General features: G+C 56.9%; 10 protein-coding genes. 2 read left to right on the forward strand and 8 right to left on the reverse strand.

Going from position 1 to position 16,366, the window contains the following annotated elements; all coding sequences use genetic code 11:
* Nucleotides 1-3: 3 nt before the first annotated feature.
* The 3 genes from PMA3_RS26835 to PMA3_RS26845 are packed head-to-tail and all read right to left on the reverse strand — an operon-like array spanning nt 4 to nt 5,916.
* Nucleotides 4-1,893, reverse strand: coding sequence for a site-specific DNA-methyltransferase (locus PMA3_RS26835; RefSeq protein ID WP_064680002.1), 1,890 nt, complete (start codon nt 1,891-1,893; stop codon nt 4-6).
* A gap of 43 nt (nt 1,894-1,936) precedes the next feature.
* Nucleotides 1,937-2,629, reverse strand: a complete 693-nt coding sequence (locus PMA3_RS26840) for a DUF4391 domain-containing protein (protein ID WP_064680003.1) — start codon at nt 2,627-2,629, stop codon at nt 1,937-1,939.
* Nucleotides 2,626-5,916, reverse strand: coding sequence for a helicase-related protein (locus PMA3_RS26845; protein ID WP_064680004.1), 3,291 nt, complete (start codon nt 5,914-5,916; stop codon nt 2,626-2,628). Before PMA3_RS26845 ends, PMA3_RS26840 begins: the two co-directional genes overlap by 4 nt.
* A gap of 368 nt (nt 5,917-6,284) precedes the next feature.
* Between PMA3_RS26845 and PMA3_RS26850 the strand changes: the two genes are divergently transcribed.
* Nucleotides 6,285-6,524: a type II toxin-antitoxin system RelB/DinJ family antitoxin gene (locus tag PMA3_RS26850; protein ID WP_054616768.1), complete on the forward strand. Its 240-nt coding sequence runs from the start codon at nt 6,285-6,287 to the stop codon at nt 6,522-6,524.
* Nucleotides 6,514-6,816, forward strand: coding sequence for a type II toxin-antitoxin system RelE family toxin (locus PMA3_RS26855; protein WP_064680005.1), 303 nt, complete (start codon nt 6,514-6,516; stop codon nt 6,814-6,816). Before PMA3_RS26850 ends, PMA3_RS26855 begins: the two co-directional genes overlap by 11 nt.
* A gap of 178 nt (nt 6,817-6,994) precedes the next feature.
* Here PMA3_RS26855 and PMA3_RS26860 read toward each other — a convergent pair whose 3' ends face one another.
* The 5 genes from PMA3_RS26860 to PMA3_RS26880 are packed head-to-tail and all read right to left on the reverse strand — an operon-like array spanning nt 6,995 to nt 16,341.
* A complete protein-coding gene (locus PMA3_RS26860; protein WP_064680006.1) occupies nt 6,995-7,810 on the reverse strand; it encodes a YfaP family protein in 816 nt (271 codons plus the stop codon).
* A gap of 3 nt (nt 7,811-7,813) precedes the next feature.
* The gene (locus tag PMA3_RS26865; RefSeq protein ID WP_064680007.1) at nt 7,814-9,433 is read right to left on the reverse strand and encodes a DUF2300 domain-containing protein; all 1,620 of its coding nucleotides are present in this window, start codon (nt 9,431-9,433) and stop codon (nt 7,814-7,816) included.
* Nucleotide 9,434: 1 nt separating this feature from the next.
* The gene (locus PMA3_RS26870) at nt 9,435-14,000 is read right to left on the reverse strand and encodes an alpha-2-macroglobulin family protein (protein ID WP_082930436.1); all 4,566 of its coding nucleotides are present in this window, start codon (nt 13,998-14,000) and stop codon (nt 9,435-9,437) included.
* Nucleotides 13,997-14,662 (reverse strand): DUF1175 domain-containing protein, encoded by a 666-nt coding sequence (locus PMA3_RS26875; RefSeq protein WP_064680008.1) that lies wholly within the window; start codon nt 14,660-14,662, stop codon nt 13,997-13,999. Before PMA3_RS26875 ends, PMA3_RS26870 begins: the two co-directional genes overlap by 4 nt.
* A complete protein-coding gene (locus PMA3_RS26880; protein WP_064680009.1) occupies nt 14,632-16,341 on the reverse strand; it encodes a DUF2138 domain-containing protein in 1,710 nt (569 codons plus the stop codon). The genes PMA3_RS26875 and PMA3_RS26880 overlap by 31 nt, the downstream gene beginning before the upstream one ends.
* Nucleotides 16,342-16,366 lie beyond the last annotated feature (25 nt).

Here is a 16,366-nt window from a genome sequence, read left to right on the forward strand (position 1 = left end):
CCCTTATAGCGTCTTGATTTCGGTAGCTGGCGAAAGCAATTTAAACATCTGCCCGACATTAATTTTTACGCTATCACTGGCGAAGCCAGCGTCGCGGAAAACCACACGTAGCGGCTTATGCCCAACGAGCTGTTTGATGAAGTCTTCGTCGATACCGATATCGAAGCAGGCGACCAGTGCATTGCCGTCAACGAAGTACACGGTCTTACCAGCGATAATTTGCTGGGTGATAGGAAGGGCTAGATCTACCCCCCAGTCCAGCAACACCTGAAAAAGTAGGTCTTCAGCAGTGCGGTCTTCGCGGATATTATCAACTTGATCGGATAGCAAATCCTGGCGAACTGCATCCGGGATGTAGTAAACCTCGTTCATATTTGAGGTATCAATTTTGAAATACCTAAATCCGACATCGAGTTTTAAACCATCACTACTACCTTCTTGGGAATTTGAATCAGACTCAACCTTAGCAGAAAAATTTCTGAGCCTTGACTTAGCGAGATCAGCAATCGTTTCAAACCCGTCTTCTGGAGCAGGAAGCACCTCTGGAATTTGGACCAGAATATATCGGCGATTACCACCATCTTCCATATTTAGAGCAACAACCGCTTGCCCAGCGGGAGCACTACCAGCAAAAAAGTCCATAACTATATCGTCCGAGTTAGCGGACGTAGCTATTTTGATGGCCCTCTTTAACAATTTAGTAGGCTTAACCGAATTCAGCACATTCTCTGTATTTTTGAATGAAACATAATCGAGCAGTTCTCGCTTTGCCTCTTGGGTGTGCCCTACTTCTTTATAAGACCACAATGTCTGCGGAACCCGCCCCCCAGAGACCTCAGACAAGAAACGTTTCAAACGAGGCATGTTATTTCCGTCAGCCCCCCACCAAATTCGATTATCAGCAATAAGCTTTTCGAAGTTCGCCTTGGAATGCCGCCAGTATAGGCCCCTACCAGGAACAAATACCTTACCGGTGGGCCCCTCCACTTCATACTGGCCATCTGCATATGCATTTCGAGCGGTAAGATTGTCTGACATCCAGGGCCCACGCGTGTCTTGGTCCGGATTTTTATACAACGCATCCTGCTCAGCTGTTCGATCTAACAGTGTAGGAGTCCAAGAGGCTGCATTTTTTGCATAAATCACTATGTAATCATGGTCCTCTGAAAAGTGTTTCGCGCTATTCTTTGGGGCATATACTTTTTGCCAAATAACAGTCGCCACGAAATTTTGAGCACCAAAAATTTCGTCACAAATCTTCTTCAAGCTATCAACTTCATTATCGTCAATCGAAATAAATAGAGAGCCATCATCTTTGAGAAGATTCCAGGCAAGCTTTATTCTCGGATACATCATCGAAAGCCAATCAGAGTGAAACCTACCATTAGCCTCAGTATTTGCTACAAGTCGTCGACCAGTTGCATCTTGTTGATTTGATCGTTCAAAATAGGCTTCGCTATTTTCGGAAAAATCATCATCATAGATAAAATCGTTCCCCGTATTGTAGGGTGGATCTATGTAAATCATCTTTACTCGATTTAAATAAACCTCCTGCAAAAGCTTTAGGGCTTCAAGATTATCCCCTTCAATAAATAAATTTCTTGTCGAATCGAAATCAATACTTTCATCCCGGAAAGGTCGGAGAGTCTTCGCAATTGGTGCATTAGCCATCAACAACGCTTCGCGCTTACCCGGCCAATTCAGCTGATAGCGCTCCTGTGGTCCGTCAACGATAGAAGAAGACAATTCCTGACGCAGCAGGTCGAAGTCAATGGCCTTCTTCAGCTCACCCGCTGCATCCCGAGCCTCGGTAACGCAATTGGGAAACAACGCGGCCAGCTTATCGATATTGGCTTCGGTCAGGTTTTGAGAGTGCATCTTCAGCTTGTCCATGGGACGTCCTGTAATTCTTAAATTCTTGGGTGCGAACTGGCGCTTACGCGCTCAGCTGATCAATTTTGGTATTCAGTTCCCGCAATTGAGCGTTGAGCTCCACTTTGCGGTTGAACTGTATTTCTTTGTGCAAACGCGCCTCCAGCTTGCGTTGCTCGCCTTGCAAGCTGCGCAGTCGGGTCAGTCGCTGCAGCTGCTCTGAAAGACTTTCACCAAGCCTCGCTGGTTTGGGTAGCAAGCTACGCAGCAGTTGTTCGTAAAGGCCATACAGATCCAGCGCCACCGGCAGTAGCTGCCGCTCGGTATCAGCAGCTAACCAGGCTCCCGAGAAGTAGCCATCAATGACCCACTTGCTGGGATCGGCTTCGCTCGGGCGCTTAAAGGTCGCCACCATGCGGGTGCATTGCTCATGGTGCAACTGGAAGATGATCGGCAACGGGATAGCGCGGTCGATAGCGCGCAGCACATCTTCATCCAACTCAGCTGATTTCAGTACGATGTCGAAAATCTGAATTTCTACGACACCGCCCCGCGCCGGGAGGTTAATAGTTTCCGGGGCCAGTTTGTACTGCCAGGTGATTTGCTCGACCTGGGCAACAAACTTTTCGCGCAGCGTCGAGCCGACAGAGCCGCGCTCGTAGATTTTGTTCTTCGCCACCACGCGGCCAACCTTGGCCTGTGAAGGAAAACTAAACAGCGCGGGCGTGACTGGTGGTGTAACTGGGGCCTGGCTCATGCCGTGCCCTGAATGACGATGAAAGTAATAAGCTCGAAATCATCCAGCCCAGAGATGGTGTCGACCAACGCGGTGGTCTTACCGCCGCTGAACAGACTATCGATGTCCTTCTCTTCCTTCAAATCGATCATCGAGCGAATCGCTTGGTCGAGCAGATTGGAGTAGGCGCGCATGTTACGCCCGTCTTCAGTTGCTTGATTGAACAACTGATAGGCGTCACGAATCGGCTGACTGTGGCCCTTACAAGCGCTACGCGCCAGATCCAGCAGGCGCTTGGCTTCTGTCTGATCACTGATGATCTGCCCTTCAAGACTGATATAGATCAGGTAAAAGGGATGCAGTCGATTCTGTTGATTAAGGCTGAAACCGTGCTTGCGATTGCGCAAAGTGAAAATTACGCCGGGCACTAATCCAAGCTCTTGCTCAGCCGGCACGACGGTGTGCAAACCATTGGGAATGTTATCAAGGTCACCATTTGCCTTGATGTAATTGAGCAAGTCCATGCGAAAATCGTTGAGGCCGAGGTCGGTGATGGAGACGCCGGTCTTTATGTCTTCCATCTCAATCACTTCATCCTGCAAGCGTCGCAGCTGCTCTTTGCGATAGGCCACGTCGTTGGCCTGGGCGTTGAGCACGTTGTCGTCACCGGTGGCGGTAACGTCAGCAATCATCATGCGATTTTCAACCCGCTCTTTGAGGTTGATGTACTCGTCAAGGCTTATGTCTGGCCAGTAGTTGACCAACTGAATACTGGTATTCTGCGAACCAATACGATCTACCCGACCGAAGCGCTGGATGATGCGCACCGGATTCCAGTGAATGTCATAGTTGATCAAGTAGTCGCAGTCTTGCAGGTTCTGGCCTTCGGAGATGCAGTCGGTGCCGATGAGAATGTCGATTTCACGGGCCTCATCTGGATAAATCACTGCTTTTTCTTTCGAACGCGGCGAGAACAGCGTCAGCAAACCCTGGAAGTCGTAAGTCTGGCGACTGCCCGGCATAGTGCCAAGGGTGGACTTGGGCACATCGCTGCCGGTGACCTTGCCAGAATGTACCTTGTGAGTGCTCAGCAGGTACTCAGCCAGGTTGTCGTAAAGGTAATTGGCGGTATCGGCGAAGGCGGTAAAAATCAGCACCTTGCGATTTCCAGGATTGATCGGTGATGCCAGCTTGCTGGTGATCTGGGTTTTCAGGTGCTGCAGTTTGGCGTCGTCGGCTGGTGTGACTTTGGCCATTTCAGCCAACAACTCTTCAATGAAGATCAGGTCACCTTGCAGGTCTTGCTCCCAAGACGGCACGTCCATGTCTTCCAAGCTGATCTGAATCTTCTTACCGATGGTAATGTCGCCGGGCAAAGGTAAATTATCGTCGTCAAAATCGGTATCTTCAAAGGCCGCGGTAACGTCGGCGAAGTCACTGGCAAGGCCGGTTTTCTTGAAAGTGGCGATTTTATCCAGCGCGCTCCGATGCGTGTTTTGCAGATTTTTCAGGGTCAGACGGAAAGACTCGACCGAGCTCTCGAGCCGCTTTAGCAGGTTGGTAGTCATCAGCGCTTGCAGGCTTCTCTCACGGTCAACCTGTTTGAGCTTGCCTTTACCTCCCTCCACTTCGGTGTCGTACATCTCTTCGTATTTTTTCAACCGACTGGGCAGGATATAGCTAACCGGTGCGTACACGGCGAGCTTAAGCAGCGACAACCGGTTGAAGATTTCGTTGAAGCCGATGACGTCACCACGCGGAGTCAACGGGCAATGAAACGATAGGGGCTTGCGGCGCTCAGGAAAACTGCCGATGTCGGCGGTGTTGTAGAAGGTCTCGATATGCCGGCGCGATCGGGCAATGGTGACGCTGTCGAGCAGTTCGAAGAAGTCGAAATCAAGGGTATTGAGAATCGCAGCTGCAGTACGTTTTTCGGGTGGCAGACCGGTCCACACATTAAAGGCTGCCTGGGCGCGACGGAAAATACCGTCGATGTCCTTTTCAGTGCGAAGCTTCTTACTAAGGTTGTCGCTCTCGCCCTCGTAGGCCAAGGCCAACTGGTTTCGCAAGTCACTAAAACGGTTGTTGACCGGGGTGGCCGAAAGCATCAGCACTTTGGTTTTCACACCTTGACGAATGACCTGATTCATCAGCCGCTGGTAACGGGTCTCTTTGTCTTTATAGACGTCGTTGTTACGGAAATTGTGCGACTCATCGATCACAACTAGGTCGTAGTTACCCCAATTGACGCGATCCAGCGGAATGCCCAGTGACTCACCACGGGTACGAGTCAGATCGGTGTGACAGAGCACGTCGTAGTTGAAGCGATCCTTGGCAAAAATGTTGGTCTTAAGGTTCTGGTTGTAGTTGCGCCAGTTGTCGGAGAGCTTCTTAGGGCAGAGCACCAAAACCGACTTGTTGCGCAGCTCGTAATACTTGATCACCGCCAATGCGGTGAAGGTTTTACCCAGGCCCACGCTGTCCGCCAGGATGCAGCCGCTGTAGGTTTCCAGTTTATTGATCAGTCCGGTGGCCGCGTCGCGCTGAAAGTTGAACAGCTTTTGCCAAATCAGACTGTCCTGATAGCCGGTGCGGTCATTGGGTAGGACGTCCTCATTTACGTCTTCCAGAAACTCGCGGAAGATGTTGTAGAGCATTAGAAAATAGATTCGCTCTGGGGGGTTCTCCTGGTAGACCGATGCGATGTGGTCGCAGAGTCGACCAGTCACATCTTCAAGTTTTTCCGAGTCGCTCCAAATTTGCTCGAACAAGTTGAGGAACATGCCCGTGTGGGCTGGTTCATCGAAACGGGAAACGATGTTTGAGAGCGCATCACCTTTCTGGTAGCCCAGATCGACAGCTGTAAATCCCTGAACGGGCATAAATACGGCGTCGCCCGCCTCAGCCTGTGCACCGATAAAGGGCTGCATCGGAGCCTGAGCACGGTTGGAACGGAAGGTAGCCTTACGGCGTATCCAGTCTGCACACTCCCTGGCGATGGCTTTTTGAGTAAGTTGATTCTTCAACTGGATCTCAAACTCACTACCAGTCAGGCTGCGCTCGCGCTCCGCCTTGGGGATATAGAACTCGCGCTGCTCCTTCTTGATCTTGTCGCTGACCTCATTGGGGACGAAGGTCGGCGAGGTGAAGATGAACTCCAAGGAGTCTATGCTCTCCAGCTCCTTCTTCAGCGCCACGTAGGCGTAGATCGAAAAGCACGAAGCAGCGATCTTCAGCTTCGAACCCGGCTTAATCGTACCTTTTAGGCTTTCACCAAGCAGGGTATTGATGTTGTCGATCAGTTCCATATGAAGGATTCCCTTTATGCGAGCTGAGGGGATTATCATGGAGCTTGCAACGAATATCACGGATTACTAGCCGGCAGATTGCCACGTACACAAATTCCAGCCTAATGAGCGCCATAATGATCCCAACCTTGAGTCTGATGGTTGGGTGCACGAACGGACACAGTGGGGGGACAAATGGGGGGACAGAAATCTCTAAAGCCACAAACACCAACAAAACAAGGTAAATACCCAAAAATAACGCCGCCCACAAGCCGGCTTTTTAATGCCTGACAGAAAGCAGACCCGTCGTCTAAAACTCTGAACAAGAGGTTGTGAAGCAGGGAAGCAATTGCTACCGTAACGACAAACGTCATTACAGGTATCTCACCATGGCTTCTATCAACATTCGCATTGACGATGACCTGAAGCAGCGTTCATTTGCCGAGCTGGAAAAACTCGGCGTAACGCCCTCCGAGCTTCTGCGCCAAACACTCCAATACGTCGCCGAACGAGGCAAATTGCCTTTCAAGGCAGCATTACTTAGCGAAGAGGATGAAGCCCTCATTGCAGTGGTCACCGAGCGCCTTGCCGCCCCTCAGCGAGTCAAGGTTAGCCTGGATGACCTATAGCCTCGAATTTGATCGTCGCGCATTGAAAGAGTGGAACAAACTGGGCGGCACCTTGCGCCAGCAGTTCAAAAAGAAGCTTGTTGAGGTGTTGAAAAACCCTCGCGTTGAAGCCAACCGACTTCGTAATTTGCCAGATTGCTACAAGATAAAGCTACGCAGTGCCGGCTATCGGCTGATCTATCAAGTGATTGATCAAGAGGTTGTGGTGTTTGTGATCGCCATTGGAAAGCGAGAAGGTGAAGCCGCTTATCAAGATGCTCAGGACCGAATCAGTCAGCAACCTGCTGACTGATTCGAAGGGTTTTCCTTACGCAACCTCAAGTACATGCGCGCTTTTGCCGAAGCGTGGTCGGACGTGGAATTTGTGCAACAAGCTGCTGCACAATTGCTATAAACCCCTGTAATGGAATGGCAAGTAGCTCAAGCTGGTGAGTCCATGTAAGCAATGCTGCGTTCGCTGTAGCTGAGCCTCACGGATAACTAAACCCCTTAACCAACGTCAACTCCCCCACCGCCCGCATCGGCACCAGGAACGTCTCCATCTTCTCGTCCGGCGTCCCCTCCTCCGTAATCACCGTCACCTGCGCCGTCGTCAGCGGTTGAACCGCCTCCTCCTGCCCCTGTTCATCACTCCGGTACCCGCCCCCGAAATAGTTCACGTAAACGAGGTACTGACCTTTGATCGGCGCCGGCATGGCAAAGATTTCCGGGCCGTAGCCTGTCGTCACGTCGACATCGAGCGCCGCACCGTTGGGGACGACGCGATCGCCGTACCAGATGTGCGCGCCATCCGGGGTTATCAGGTGCAGATCCAGATCCGTGCCATCGCTGTCCCATGCCAGCAGCACCCGCAATTTGGCCGCGGTGGCGCCGCCGCTGGTGTTGAGGAACTGCGTGCGGTGGCGTTGCTGGCCATCGGCGCTGCGCACTTCGACGCTGTTGCTGCCGTTGGGGAATGAGAACGGTCGATCAAAGCGGCCAGCGGGATCGATTTTCAGCGGCATGCTGACGCCATTGACAATCAACCGGCCGGGCTCATCGGGCTTGGGCGTGGCCTTGATCTGGCCGGTGATGCGTGCGGTGTTGGCCTGCCCGACCGGGGTGTTCACCGAGGACGCGGGGTAGTTGACGACCTGGCGGAAATTTTCGCCTTCACCTTCAGGTGCTCCGGTACGCCAGCCACCCACCGGAGTGTCGAGTTTGACTGCGCTATCGGCGGCGATCGTCATCGGCAATACGCAACAGGCGAAAAGGAACAGCAAGCCCTGTGGATAACGGAGTTTCATGGTCTATTCCAGCAAGAGGTGGCGGGCGAGCCCTTCGATGTAGGCTTCATTCTGGCCGTTGGGGTGTGCTTCGAAGGCCAGGTGCAGGTACTCGTGGGTCAGGTCTAGACGGTCTTGCAGTGACAGCACGCCGCGCACGTAGATGCGCTGGCGTTCGCGGTCGACATGGGGCCGGCCGAAGGTGAGGCGACAGACGGCGAAGGTGCTGACTTCGTTGTAGCCGGTTTCGCTTTCCAGGCGTTGGCGCCAGCCGCGGCGCTGTTTTTGTAGCCAGTCCTGGGCGGCGGAGAGTGCTTCGCAGGAGGCCACGGGATTGTCCCAGCGACTGAGGCTGGCACGTGGATAGGCGTGCAGCAGGATGGCGTCGTAGCGTTGGCCGGTACTGGCTTGTTCGACGGCTTGTTGCCAGGAGAGTTGGTTCGGGCCGGGTTGGTCGGAGTGGTAGGTGACGGTGCTGCCGGCGAGGACCAGGTCGCTGGTCCAGGCGGCGATATTGCGCGACTCGGCGGTGGCCGGGCGCGGGGCGACACGCTGGCGATTGCTGCTGTCGTCGATGCTCAGGCAGTCGCCGTTGCGGCTGGCGTTTTGCAGGAGGTAGGTGCGGATGGCGACGGCCAGGGCTTTAGCGGCTTCGGCGGGTTCGGCCCTGGCTTCGCGCTGCAGGACGCGAGCGACGTATTCTTCGCGGTCCAGGCGGGCAACCAGCTTGTCGCCCGTTAAAAACAGTTCGCCGTCGCTGTGGATATCGAGTTGGTTGCCGTTGGCGAATTCGACCCGATAATCGCCCTGCATGTGACCGGGCGCAACAACACGATCCCCCGCCAGGACGCGTCCAACCGGATAGCGCGAAAACAGCCCGACTTCGACGCAACGCCCGGCGTCTGCTGGCCACTCAACCGGCAGCACGGTTGACAAGGCTGCACCATAATTTCGCAAGATCATCTGACTGGTCCCCCGGCCACCTGCCCAGACCGGCGTTCCATCCGCCAACCACCCGGCAAACCCACCCTGGCGCGACGCAGGGTCCTGGTCGTCCAGCCAACTCCAGGTTTTCACCCGCAGCCGGCCGCCAAGTTCACCCACGACATTGCCATCAGCGGCATTCAAGACCACGTCCAACAACACCCGGCGTGCCTGATCCTGTCCCGGTATCATGCTCAGCGCCCGCAACAATTCAGTCACTGGGACCCGAGTGGCAGGCTGCAACGACGGCAAGTCCAGCAACCACTCAGGCGCTTGGCGCGCCTGCCAATACTGGCGCCACTCAACGCCAGAAATGCCCAAGCGCCCAGGCTCGAAATACAACCCGCACGAGTTGACCAGTGCCTGATCGCGCTCGATCTTGCTGCCCGCCGTGCAGCAATAAACTTCCTCTTTCGACTGCCCGCGACATTCATAAGCCGGTTCACGCGCGCCGGTATCCACCAGCCAGCCGTAGACGAATAACTTCCACACACTGCCCAGCGGGGTCTCCAGCCCGGAAGACAATGGCTCGCGCGCGATCACCCGAGTCCGGCTCAAGGAGAGCAATTCACCTTTGAAGCCCAGGCGTAGCGGCTCGTCCTGCGCAGTCGCCAGTACAGGAATCAAGCACAGCAGCATCCAGACCAGGGACCGGGTCATGTCAGTGGACCGTGACCTGGCCCAGTGCCGGCTTTTGTTCCTGGGCCTGATGCTGCGGCGCATAGACCTGGGTGAAGCGAACCGGCGGCAGGTTGAACTGACCTTTTTGCGAGAAGCGCACCAAGTGACGCAGGCGCAATTCGCCGCTCAAGGCGTCGACTGGAATGGCGTAGGCCATTTGCCCCGGCTCGAAACGTGCTTTTTCCAACGCCGTCGGCTCGGTGCCGGCCTTGTCCATGAGTTTGATGCCCCAGGTGGTGCGCTCGACGTCCGCACCCGGTGGCAGCGGCACTTCGAGCATGCCATAGCGCAGCGGTTGCGCGGCTTTGCTGGTGATGATCACTTCGTCCAGGTAGAGGCTGTCGCTGGCCAACGGCTTGTTGCCGACCGCTTCCAGTTTGAAGGTAAAGGCTTCGTCACCCGGTACCAGACGGGACAGGCGACGGGTGATGGTCACGGCCATCGGCTCGACTGCAGGTTGCCGGGTCTGATAACTCAATGCGGCCCGCAGCGGACGCTCTTGCGCGCCAGCCAGGGACAGAGCCCCAGGCACGGCCGAAGCCCCCTGCCACGCCCAGTAAACTTCACCGGTCGCCCCCTGCGCCTGCTTCCAGCCTTCACCCGGCGTCAGTGCGACGGCGGGCGATGCCTGTTCGATGCTGCGTTGCAGCCAGACCAGCGCCAACGCACGCTCCAGTGTCGATTGCTGTGGCAGCAAACGCTGCAGCAGTGCTTGAGCGTGAGCCTGATCGAAGCCTTGCAGCGACAGATTCAACGCTTCAGCAAACGGCTGGGAACTGACTTCCACGCGCTGCTGCGCATCCGCCAGTTGCCGAGTGAAAGCCTCTGGCGCATCGACCTTCGCCTGGCGAGCCAAAGACGCGGTCAACACGCGAGCACTGGCCAACCCCAACGCAGAATCCGGATCGCTCATGACGATGCTGTCTTCGCCATCGTCCATCTGGTTTGCGGCATTACCCTCGCCGGCGTTCGCCAGGTCATCCATCAAGCCACTGAGCAAGGTGTTCACCGGCAATTGCATCTGTTTGGCGAACGACACAATCAGCGCCCGCTGCAACAGCGGCGTGTTCTTCGCCTGTTTCGCATAGACCTCCAGCACCCGCTGCCAATGCTCCGGTGGCAGGCTCAACCCCAACGCCTTGCTGGCGTGCCAGTCGGCGTAGTAGGCGTAAGCGGTAAGAAACGCATCCGGCTCACCCTCCATGCCCCACCAGGTGAAGCTCGCCGACGGCCCGGCCATTTGCACCAGGCGCAGGCGGCTGTTCTGCATGATCAGGCGCAAGCGATCGCGGATCCGCGGGTTAGACGACAGGGTCGGATAGGCGATGCTCAATGGCAGCAATCGGCTGGCGGTCTGTTCCACGCCGCCGTAGGGGTAACTCAGCAGATCATCCAGTGCCGAACGGAACAGCGCTTGCGCACTGTCATCCAGGCGCAGGCGAATATCCGTCGCGTCCGCCGGCAAGGTCAGCGGCGTATCACCGCTGGCTACGTCCAGGCTCTGGCTTTGAGTGACCTGCCAACCTTCACCGGTCGCGGTCAGGCGCACGCTCAAGGCATCAGCGGTTTTGCCGTCTTGCACCAACTCGGCGGTCCACTCACCGTTGGCCAATGCGAATGTGGGCAGCGGGATGTAATTGATGCCGTTATTCAACGTCACCGGAACACGCTGTTCAGTGCCGCCGTCATGGATCACCAGCTCAGCCGCTACCGGTTTCTTGGCCTGGCTGAAGGCGAACACACCGAGCTCCGGTTTGTCGCCACTGCGGAATCGAGTTGGCCCGCTCCACTTCAGGTACAGCGGTTTTTCCGAATGGACGAACTGTTTCTTCTGCCCGACCCGACCATCATCGGCGATGGCCCGGGCGGTGATGCGCCAGCGGGTCAAGGAGTCCGGCATCTTGAAGGTGAAGCGGGTCTTGCCATTGGCATCGGTCATCAATTCCGGCTGCCAGGCGGCGGTGTCGACGTCTTCGCGACGCGGTCGCTCCAGCACTTTCACCCCACGCTCGCTGCGGTTGGCTTTGCCCGGTGCTCCCGGGCTGCCCGGCAGTGCCACGTCATAGCTGATGAACGACAGACTGGCACTGGTTCGCACGTTATTGCGGCGCGGGTGATAGAAGAACTGGTCGATGCTCGGTGCAACTTCCGGTTGCAATGCGTAGACCATTTCATCCACCACGCTGACCGTCAGGTGCGCCGGGATCGGCTTGCCGGCGAATTGAGTCGTGAGGTCGATAGACACCGTGTCGCCAGGTTGATACGACTCTTTGTCGGTGGCGATCGCTACGTCGATTTGCGGCGCAACAACCTTGATGCCGGCGTTCTGAAAACTGTACTGACCGCCCTTGGTGTAGAGCACAGAGAAAGTCAGGTTTGGCGCGAAACTGTCTTTCACCGGGATCCGCGCGCGGTATTGCGTCTCGCTGAGTTTTTCCAACTGCAGCCAGTCGCCGCCCTTTGACAGCAGCGCGGTGGCCTCGACATTGTCCCGCTCCAGCGACAGCAATGCATCGCTGACCGGCTCGGGGAAAGTGATCAGAGCCAGCGCTCCATCGCCGGCCTTGTACTCCGGTTTATCGAGGACGATTTCTACGGTGCCCGGCACGGCCTTGACGCCATCGCCGGTGACCGAATGACCGGTCGCGCCAACGACACGGCCATGGTCATCCTTCAAGGTCAGGTTGTAAGTGCCCGGTCGCTCAAACGCCAGGGTGAAACCTTTATCGGCGGCGGCCAGTTTGCCCTCGCCGGCGCTCTGGTCTTCCAGCCGCACCCACCCATAACTGCTCGGTATGACGGCCTTGCTCTGTTCGCTGCCACCTTCATTCAGATAACTGAACGCAACCTTCTCGCCCACCGCGCTGAATCGCTGGGGAGCGCGCAAACTGAAATTCGCGGCGCCGCGGTCGATGAGGATTTCCTTGGTGGTCTTGACCCGGTACGCCGCGCCATCGCTGGCAAACACGGTGAGCATATAGCGGCTCGGCTTCTCGGCGGCCGGCAGGTCGAGGGTCGCGTTGCCTTTGGCATCGGTGGTCAGTTCGGTACTGGTCAACTCCACCGGGAATTGCCCGAGATACTGCAGCTCGTTGTCGACCATCGACAGTTGCTGGGCGCGCAGGCTCAGGCTCAATTTGGCATTGGCCACGGGTTTACCGTCCGGGTACAGCAACACCAGACTACCCTTGACCGGTTCGCCGGTGCGGTAATCCTGCTTGGCCAGATTCAAGGAAATTTCGAAGTGTGGCTTGATGTATTCGGCAACGCGGAAGGCGCTGCTGTAGGCCTGATCCTTGTAGCTGAAACGCAATTCATAACCGCCCGCCACGGCGTTGTCCGGCAACTGGAAGCGCCCTTGGGTCCCAGCCTTGGAATCGAGTTTCAGCGCCAGGTTTTGCAGTGCTGTACCGGTGGCATCGAGCACGGTGAGGTTGACGTCGGCGGCACTCGGCTGCACCGAGTCGCGAGCATTCTTGAATTCGCGACCGACGATTTTCAGCGACACCCAATCCCCCGGCCGATACAGCGGCCGGTCAGTGAACGCATAGAGTTTGGTGTCATAGATTTCGCTGTCGTAGTAGAAGTTTTCAGCGACGAACACCCCACCCTCCTCGTCCTCGCCAATCACGAACGAGCGTTCCGGGCTGACGTGTTTCAACCGCAGCAAACCATCGGCATCGGTGGCGCCACTGCTCATCACGCCCAGGCCATCGGTCCACAGCACATTGACCTTCGGTACTGAACTGCCTTGGTGTTTGTGCGCAGCCCAGACCACCAGTTCATCACCGGCTATCTTGCTCACCGCCACGGTGTTGGAGACGAAGACCATGGTGGTCGCGCGGTACTTGCCGATCAGGGCTTCCACCAGATACAGACCCGGCTTCAGGTTGCCCAACGGGATGTACACGTTTCCCGGTGCCACACTGACGAACTCGCTGGAAGAACCGGCCAGGTTCACCCCGGCAGGGGGCTGGATCGATTTGGCTTGCCACAGTGGATAACGAAATTGGCTAATCACCGGTAAACCCGGAATCAGCGCAAATTGCGGCTGCGCATCGTAGGGCGTTGGCGAGGCGATGGCAGTACCCATCTTCAATTCCGGCACTTCTTCGGTGACTTGTTTACGCGACTCGTAGGAAAACGCCCGTTGCATCACCCGACGGGATTTGCGGTACCAGTTGTCCCACAGGTACGCGAGGGTATTCGACAGGCCTTCGCCCTTGAACTGGCCGTCACTGACCACCCGGTGGAGGTTCTTCTGGCGCTTGAGGAAATCCAGCGGCTTGTCGATCCGATACACGCGAATGTCGGCGCCGCCGTAAGGCTCCATGCGGAACCGGCGATAGTCACGGCCCGGCGCTTCGAGGCGCACCATCACCTGTTCATCGCTGGCGAAGCTGCTGTCGGCCAGCAGGAAAAAACTTTCACCGGCCACTGGCGTATAGCCGCTCGGCTCGACGGTGTCTTCGGCATACACCGTCGAAAACGGCAGCACCAATACCAACAGCAGAGGCAAAAAACGCAGCATGCGGATACCGATCATTGGGAGAGAAAGTTCAGTCGATAGACGCCGATGAAGTTGGGGTTGGCTGCGTCGGGGATCCATCGGGTGTCCTTCCATGTCATGAGTTGCTGCAGGCTTGCGGAACGCATGCCGTTGTCTGTGGGGCTGGTGGTGCCGGTGTGATAGGCGATGTAGCGGCCCATCCAGATCATCAGGTGCTGGTCGTCGCCCTGATCGAAAAACATCAGGTCGCCGGGCCGGGCTTGCGCTATATCGCGGCCGACCAAATGGCTGTTGAACTGGATCAGCTTGATCGCGTTCACGTACGGCCCGACTTTGCCGCCGCCCTGCTGCCATTGCCGGGCGAGGCTTCGTTGCGTATCGCTCAGTTGCAGTTCCGGTGGCAGGTAGCGGTTGGACAGGCCATTGCTGCGCAGCCATTTATCGTCATGGACTTTCAACGCTTCGTTGGCGGCGAACCGCACCAGGCCGGCGCAGTCCTGTTGGTACCAGCGCGGGCTCGGGCCCTGGGTCAGCTGTTCCTGGGCGATGCGCACGAACCAGGCGCGGAATACCTGGGATTGCTGCGGGTCGAGCGCTGCGGCTTCGCTGGCAAAGACGCGACTGCCCAGCAGCAGCGCCAGCAGGCCAAGACCTCGGATGAGTGTGCTCACAGGGCTTTCCACTCTAGCGGCAACCATTGCCAGTGACCGTCGGGTTCGCTGCCTTCAGGCAAGGTCAGGGCATATTTCCCGTAGCCGCCGAGCTTGCGCAGTTTCGGGATCAGATAGGTTTGCGCGGCGTTGTAGAACACCGGTTCCATATCCTGCGGCAGGCTGTCGAGGGTTTCCTGCTGCATCAGTTGCGCCATGGAGTCCGGGCCGAAGTAGACCGGCATCAGCAGGTCTTTCGGCACGACGTCAGCCATCGGCGGGAAGCGTTTATCGAGGGTGCCGAGGGCTTTATCCACTAACTTGTCGTCGAGGGAAAACAGCAGCGTCGAACCGTGGCGCGCCAGACTCACGCGCATGAAGGCCTTGCCGGTGATCGCGTCCGGGTTCTCCGCATCCTTGGCCTTGTAGGGGCCGAAGTTGGTACTGACCTGGCGTTGCCATTGGTGAGTCATGCCTTCCTGCTTCTCGAGCACCGGGAACGCATGCTCTGCGACCTTGCCTTCGTAGGCACCGACCATCGCGCCGAACAGGTTGCCCAGATCGCCGTCGAGCTTAGCGCTGTCATCGTCGTTCAGGCTGGCCACCAACAATGGCGTATACAGCCGCGAGTCGGCATACCAGCACAGGCCGGCGGCACCCGCCATGTGTTCGGTCAGGGCCTGGGCAACCGTATCGTCAGCGCCGAGTTTCACCAGCAGCGGTTGCTGTTGTTCAGCGGCCAACGGCAAGGCCACGCAAGCGCTGGCCCCCATGGGCATGGCTTGCCAGATTGGTTTGAAATCGAATTCCGGCTGATTTTCCAGCTCATCCATGGCAAGGAAGCTGTGCCAGCCCTTGTCGTCCATGTCGAAGCGCAGGCCGGCGAAATTCGGGATGAAGCGCTGATACCCCATGGCCAGGACACTGGCATTGACCGACAACCGTTGTTTCACCTCTGCGGCACGGGGTTGCAGACCGAAGGCTTCGGGGAACAGTTTGTCGCCATTGAGCAACGCGGCAATGGCCTGGGTCGAGACGCTGCCCGGCGCTTCAGGCATGCCACTGTCCGGATCGTAGAGTTTGGCCGGATTGGACAGCACCACCAGTTTGTCGCCATGGGAGGCGAACACCAACGCCTTGCTGGCGTTGTAGTTGAGTTGATAAAGCGCCACCTCGTCGGCACCGACGTTCACCTCGCCGAGCCTCGTCAGCTGCGTATCGTCCAGCGCCACTTTGGCCAGCGGTTCCAGCACCTTGGCCAGGCCACCGCGATCCATCACCAACAGGAAATCCTTGAGCCGGCCATCCGCCCCGCGCCACAGCGCCACGTCCGCCGGCTGATCGAACAGCTGCTCGATCAGGCTGTCCTGCAGTTTCAGGTCATGCTCGTAAATGATCCGCCGCAGACTGCCGATCAGGCCGAGACGATCGGCATGGGTTTGGTAATAGAAGACGAAATCTTCGGTGAGGGTTTCCTTGAGAAACGGCACCGCCAGCAAGTCCTTGGGCAATTGGCTCAAGGAATGGGTTTCGAGCAGACCGTCCGGACGGCTCATGCCAAGTTTGTCGCTGGCCAATTGCGCCGGCGGTGCCTTGGGCTGATGCATGAACCAGCCAAAGCCGGCCGCCACACCTGCCACCAGGCACAATCCGCCCAGGAGCACCGGCCAGCGCCGGGAAGGTTTGGCGGCGGGCGCGGCGGCCGGAGTCACAGTGTTATCGCTCATTTAACAAAACCCAATCCGTGGTACG

It is taken from the genome of Pseudomonas silesiensis (assembly GCF_001661075.1).
GTDB classification, from domain to species: Bacteria; Pseudomonadota; Gammaproteobacteria; order Pseudomonadales; family Pseudomonadaceae; genus Aquipseudomonas; species Aquipseudomonas silesiensis.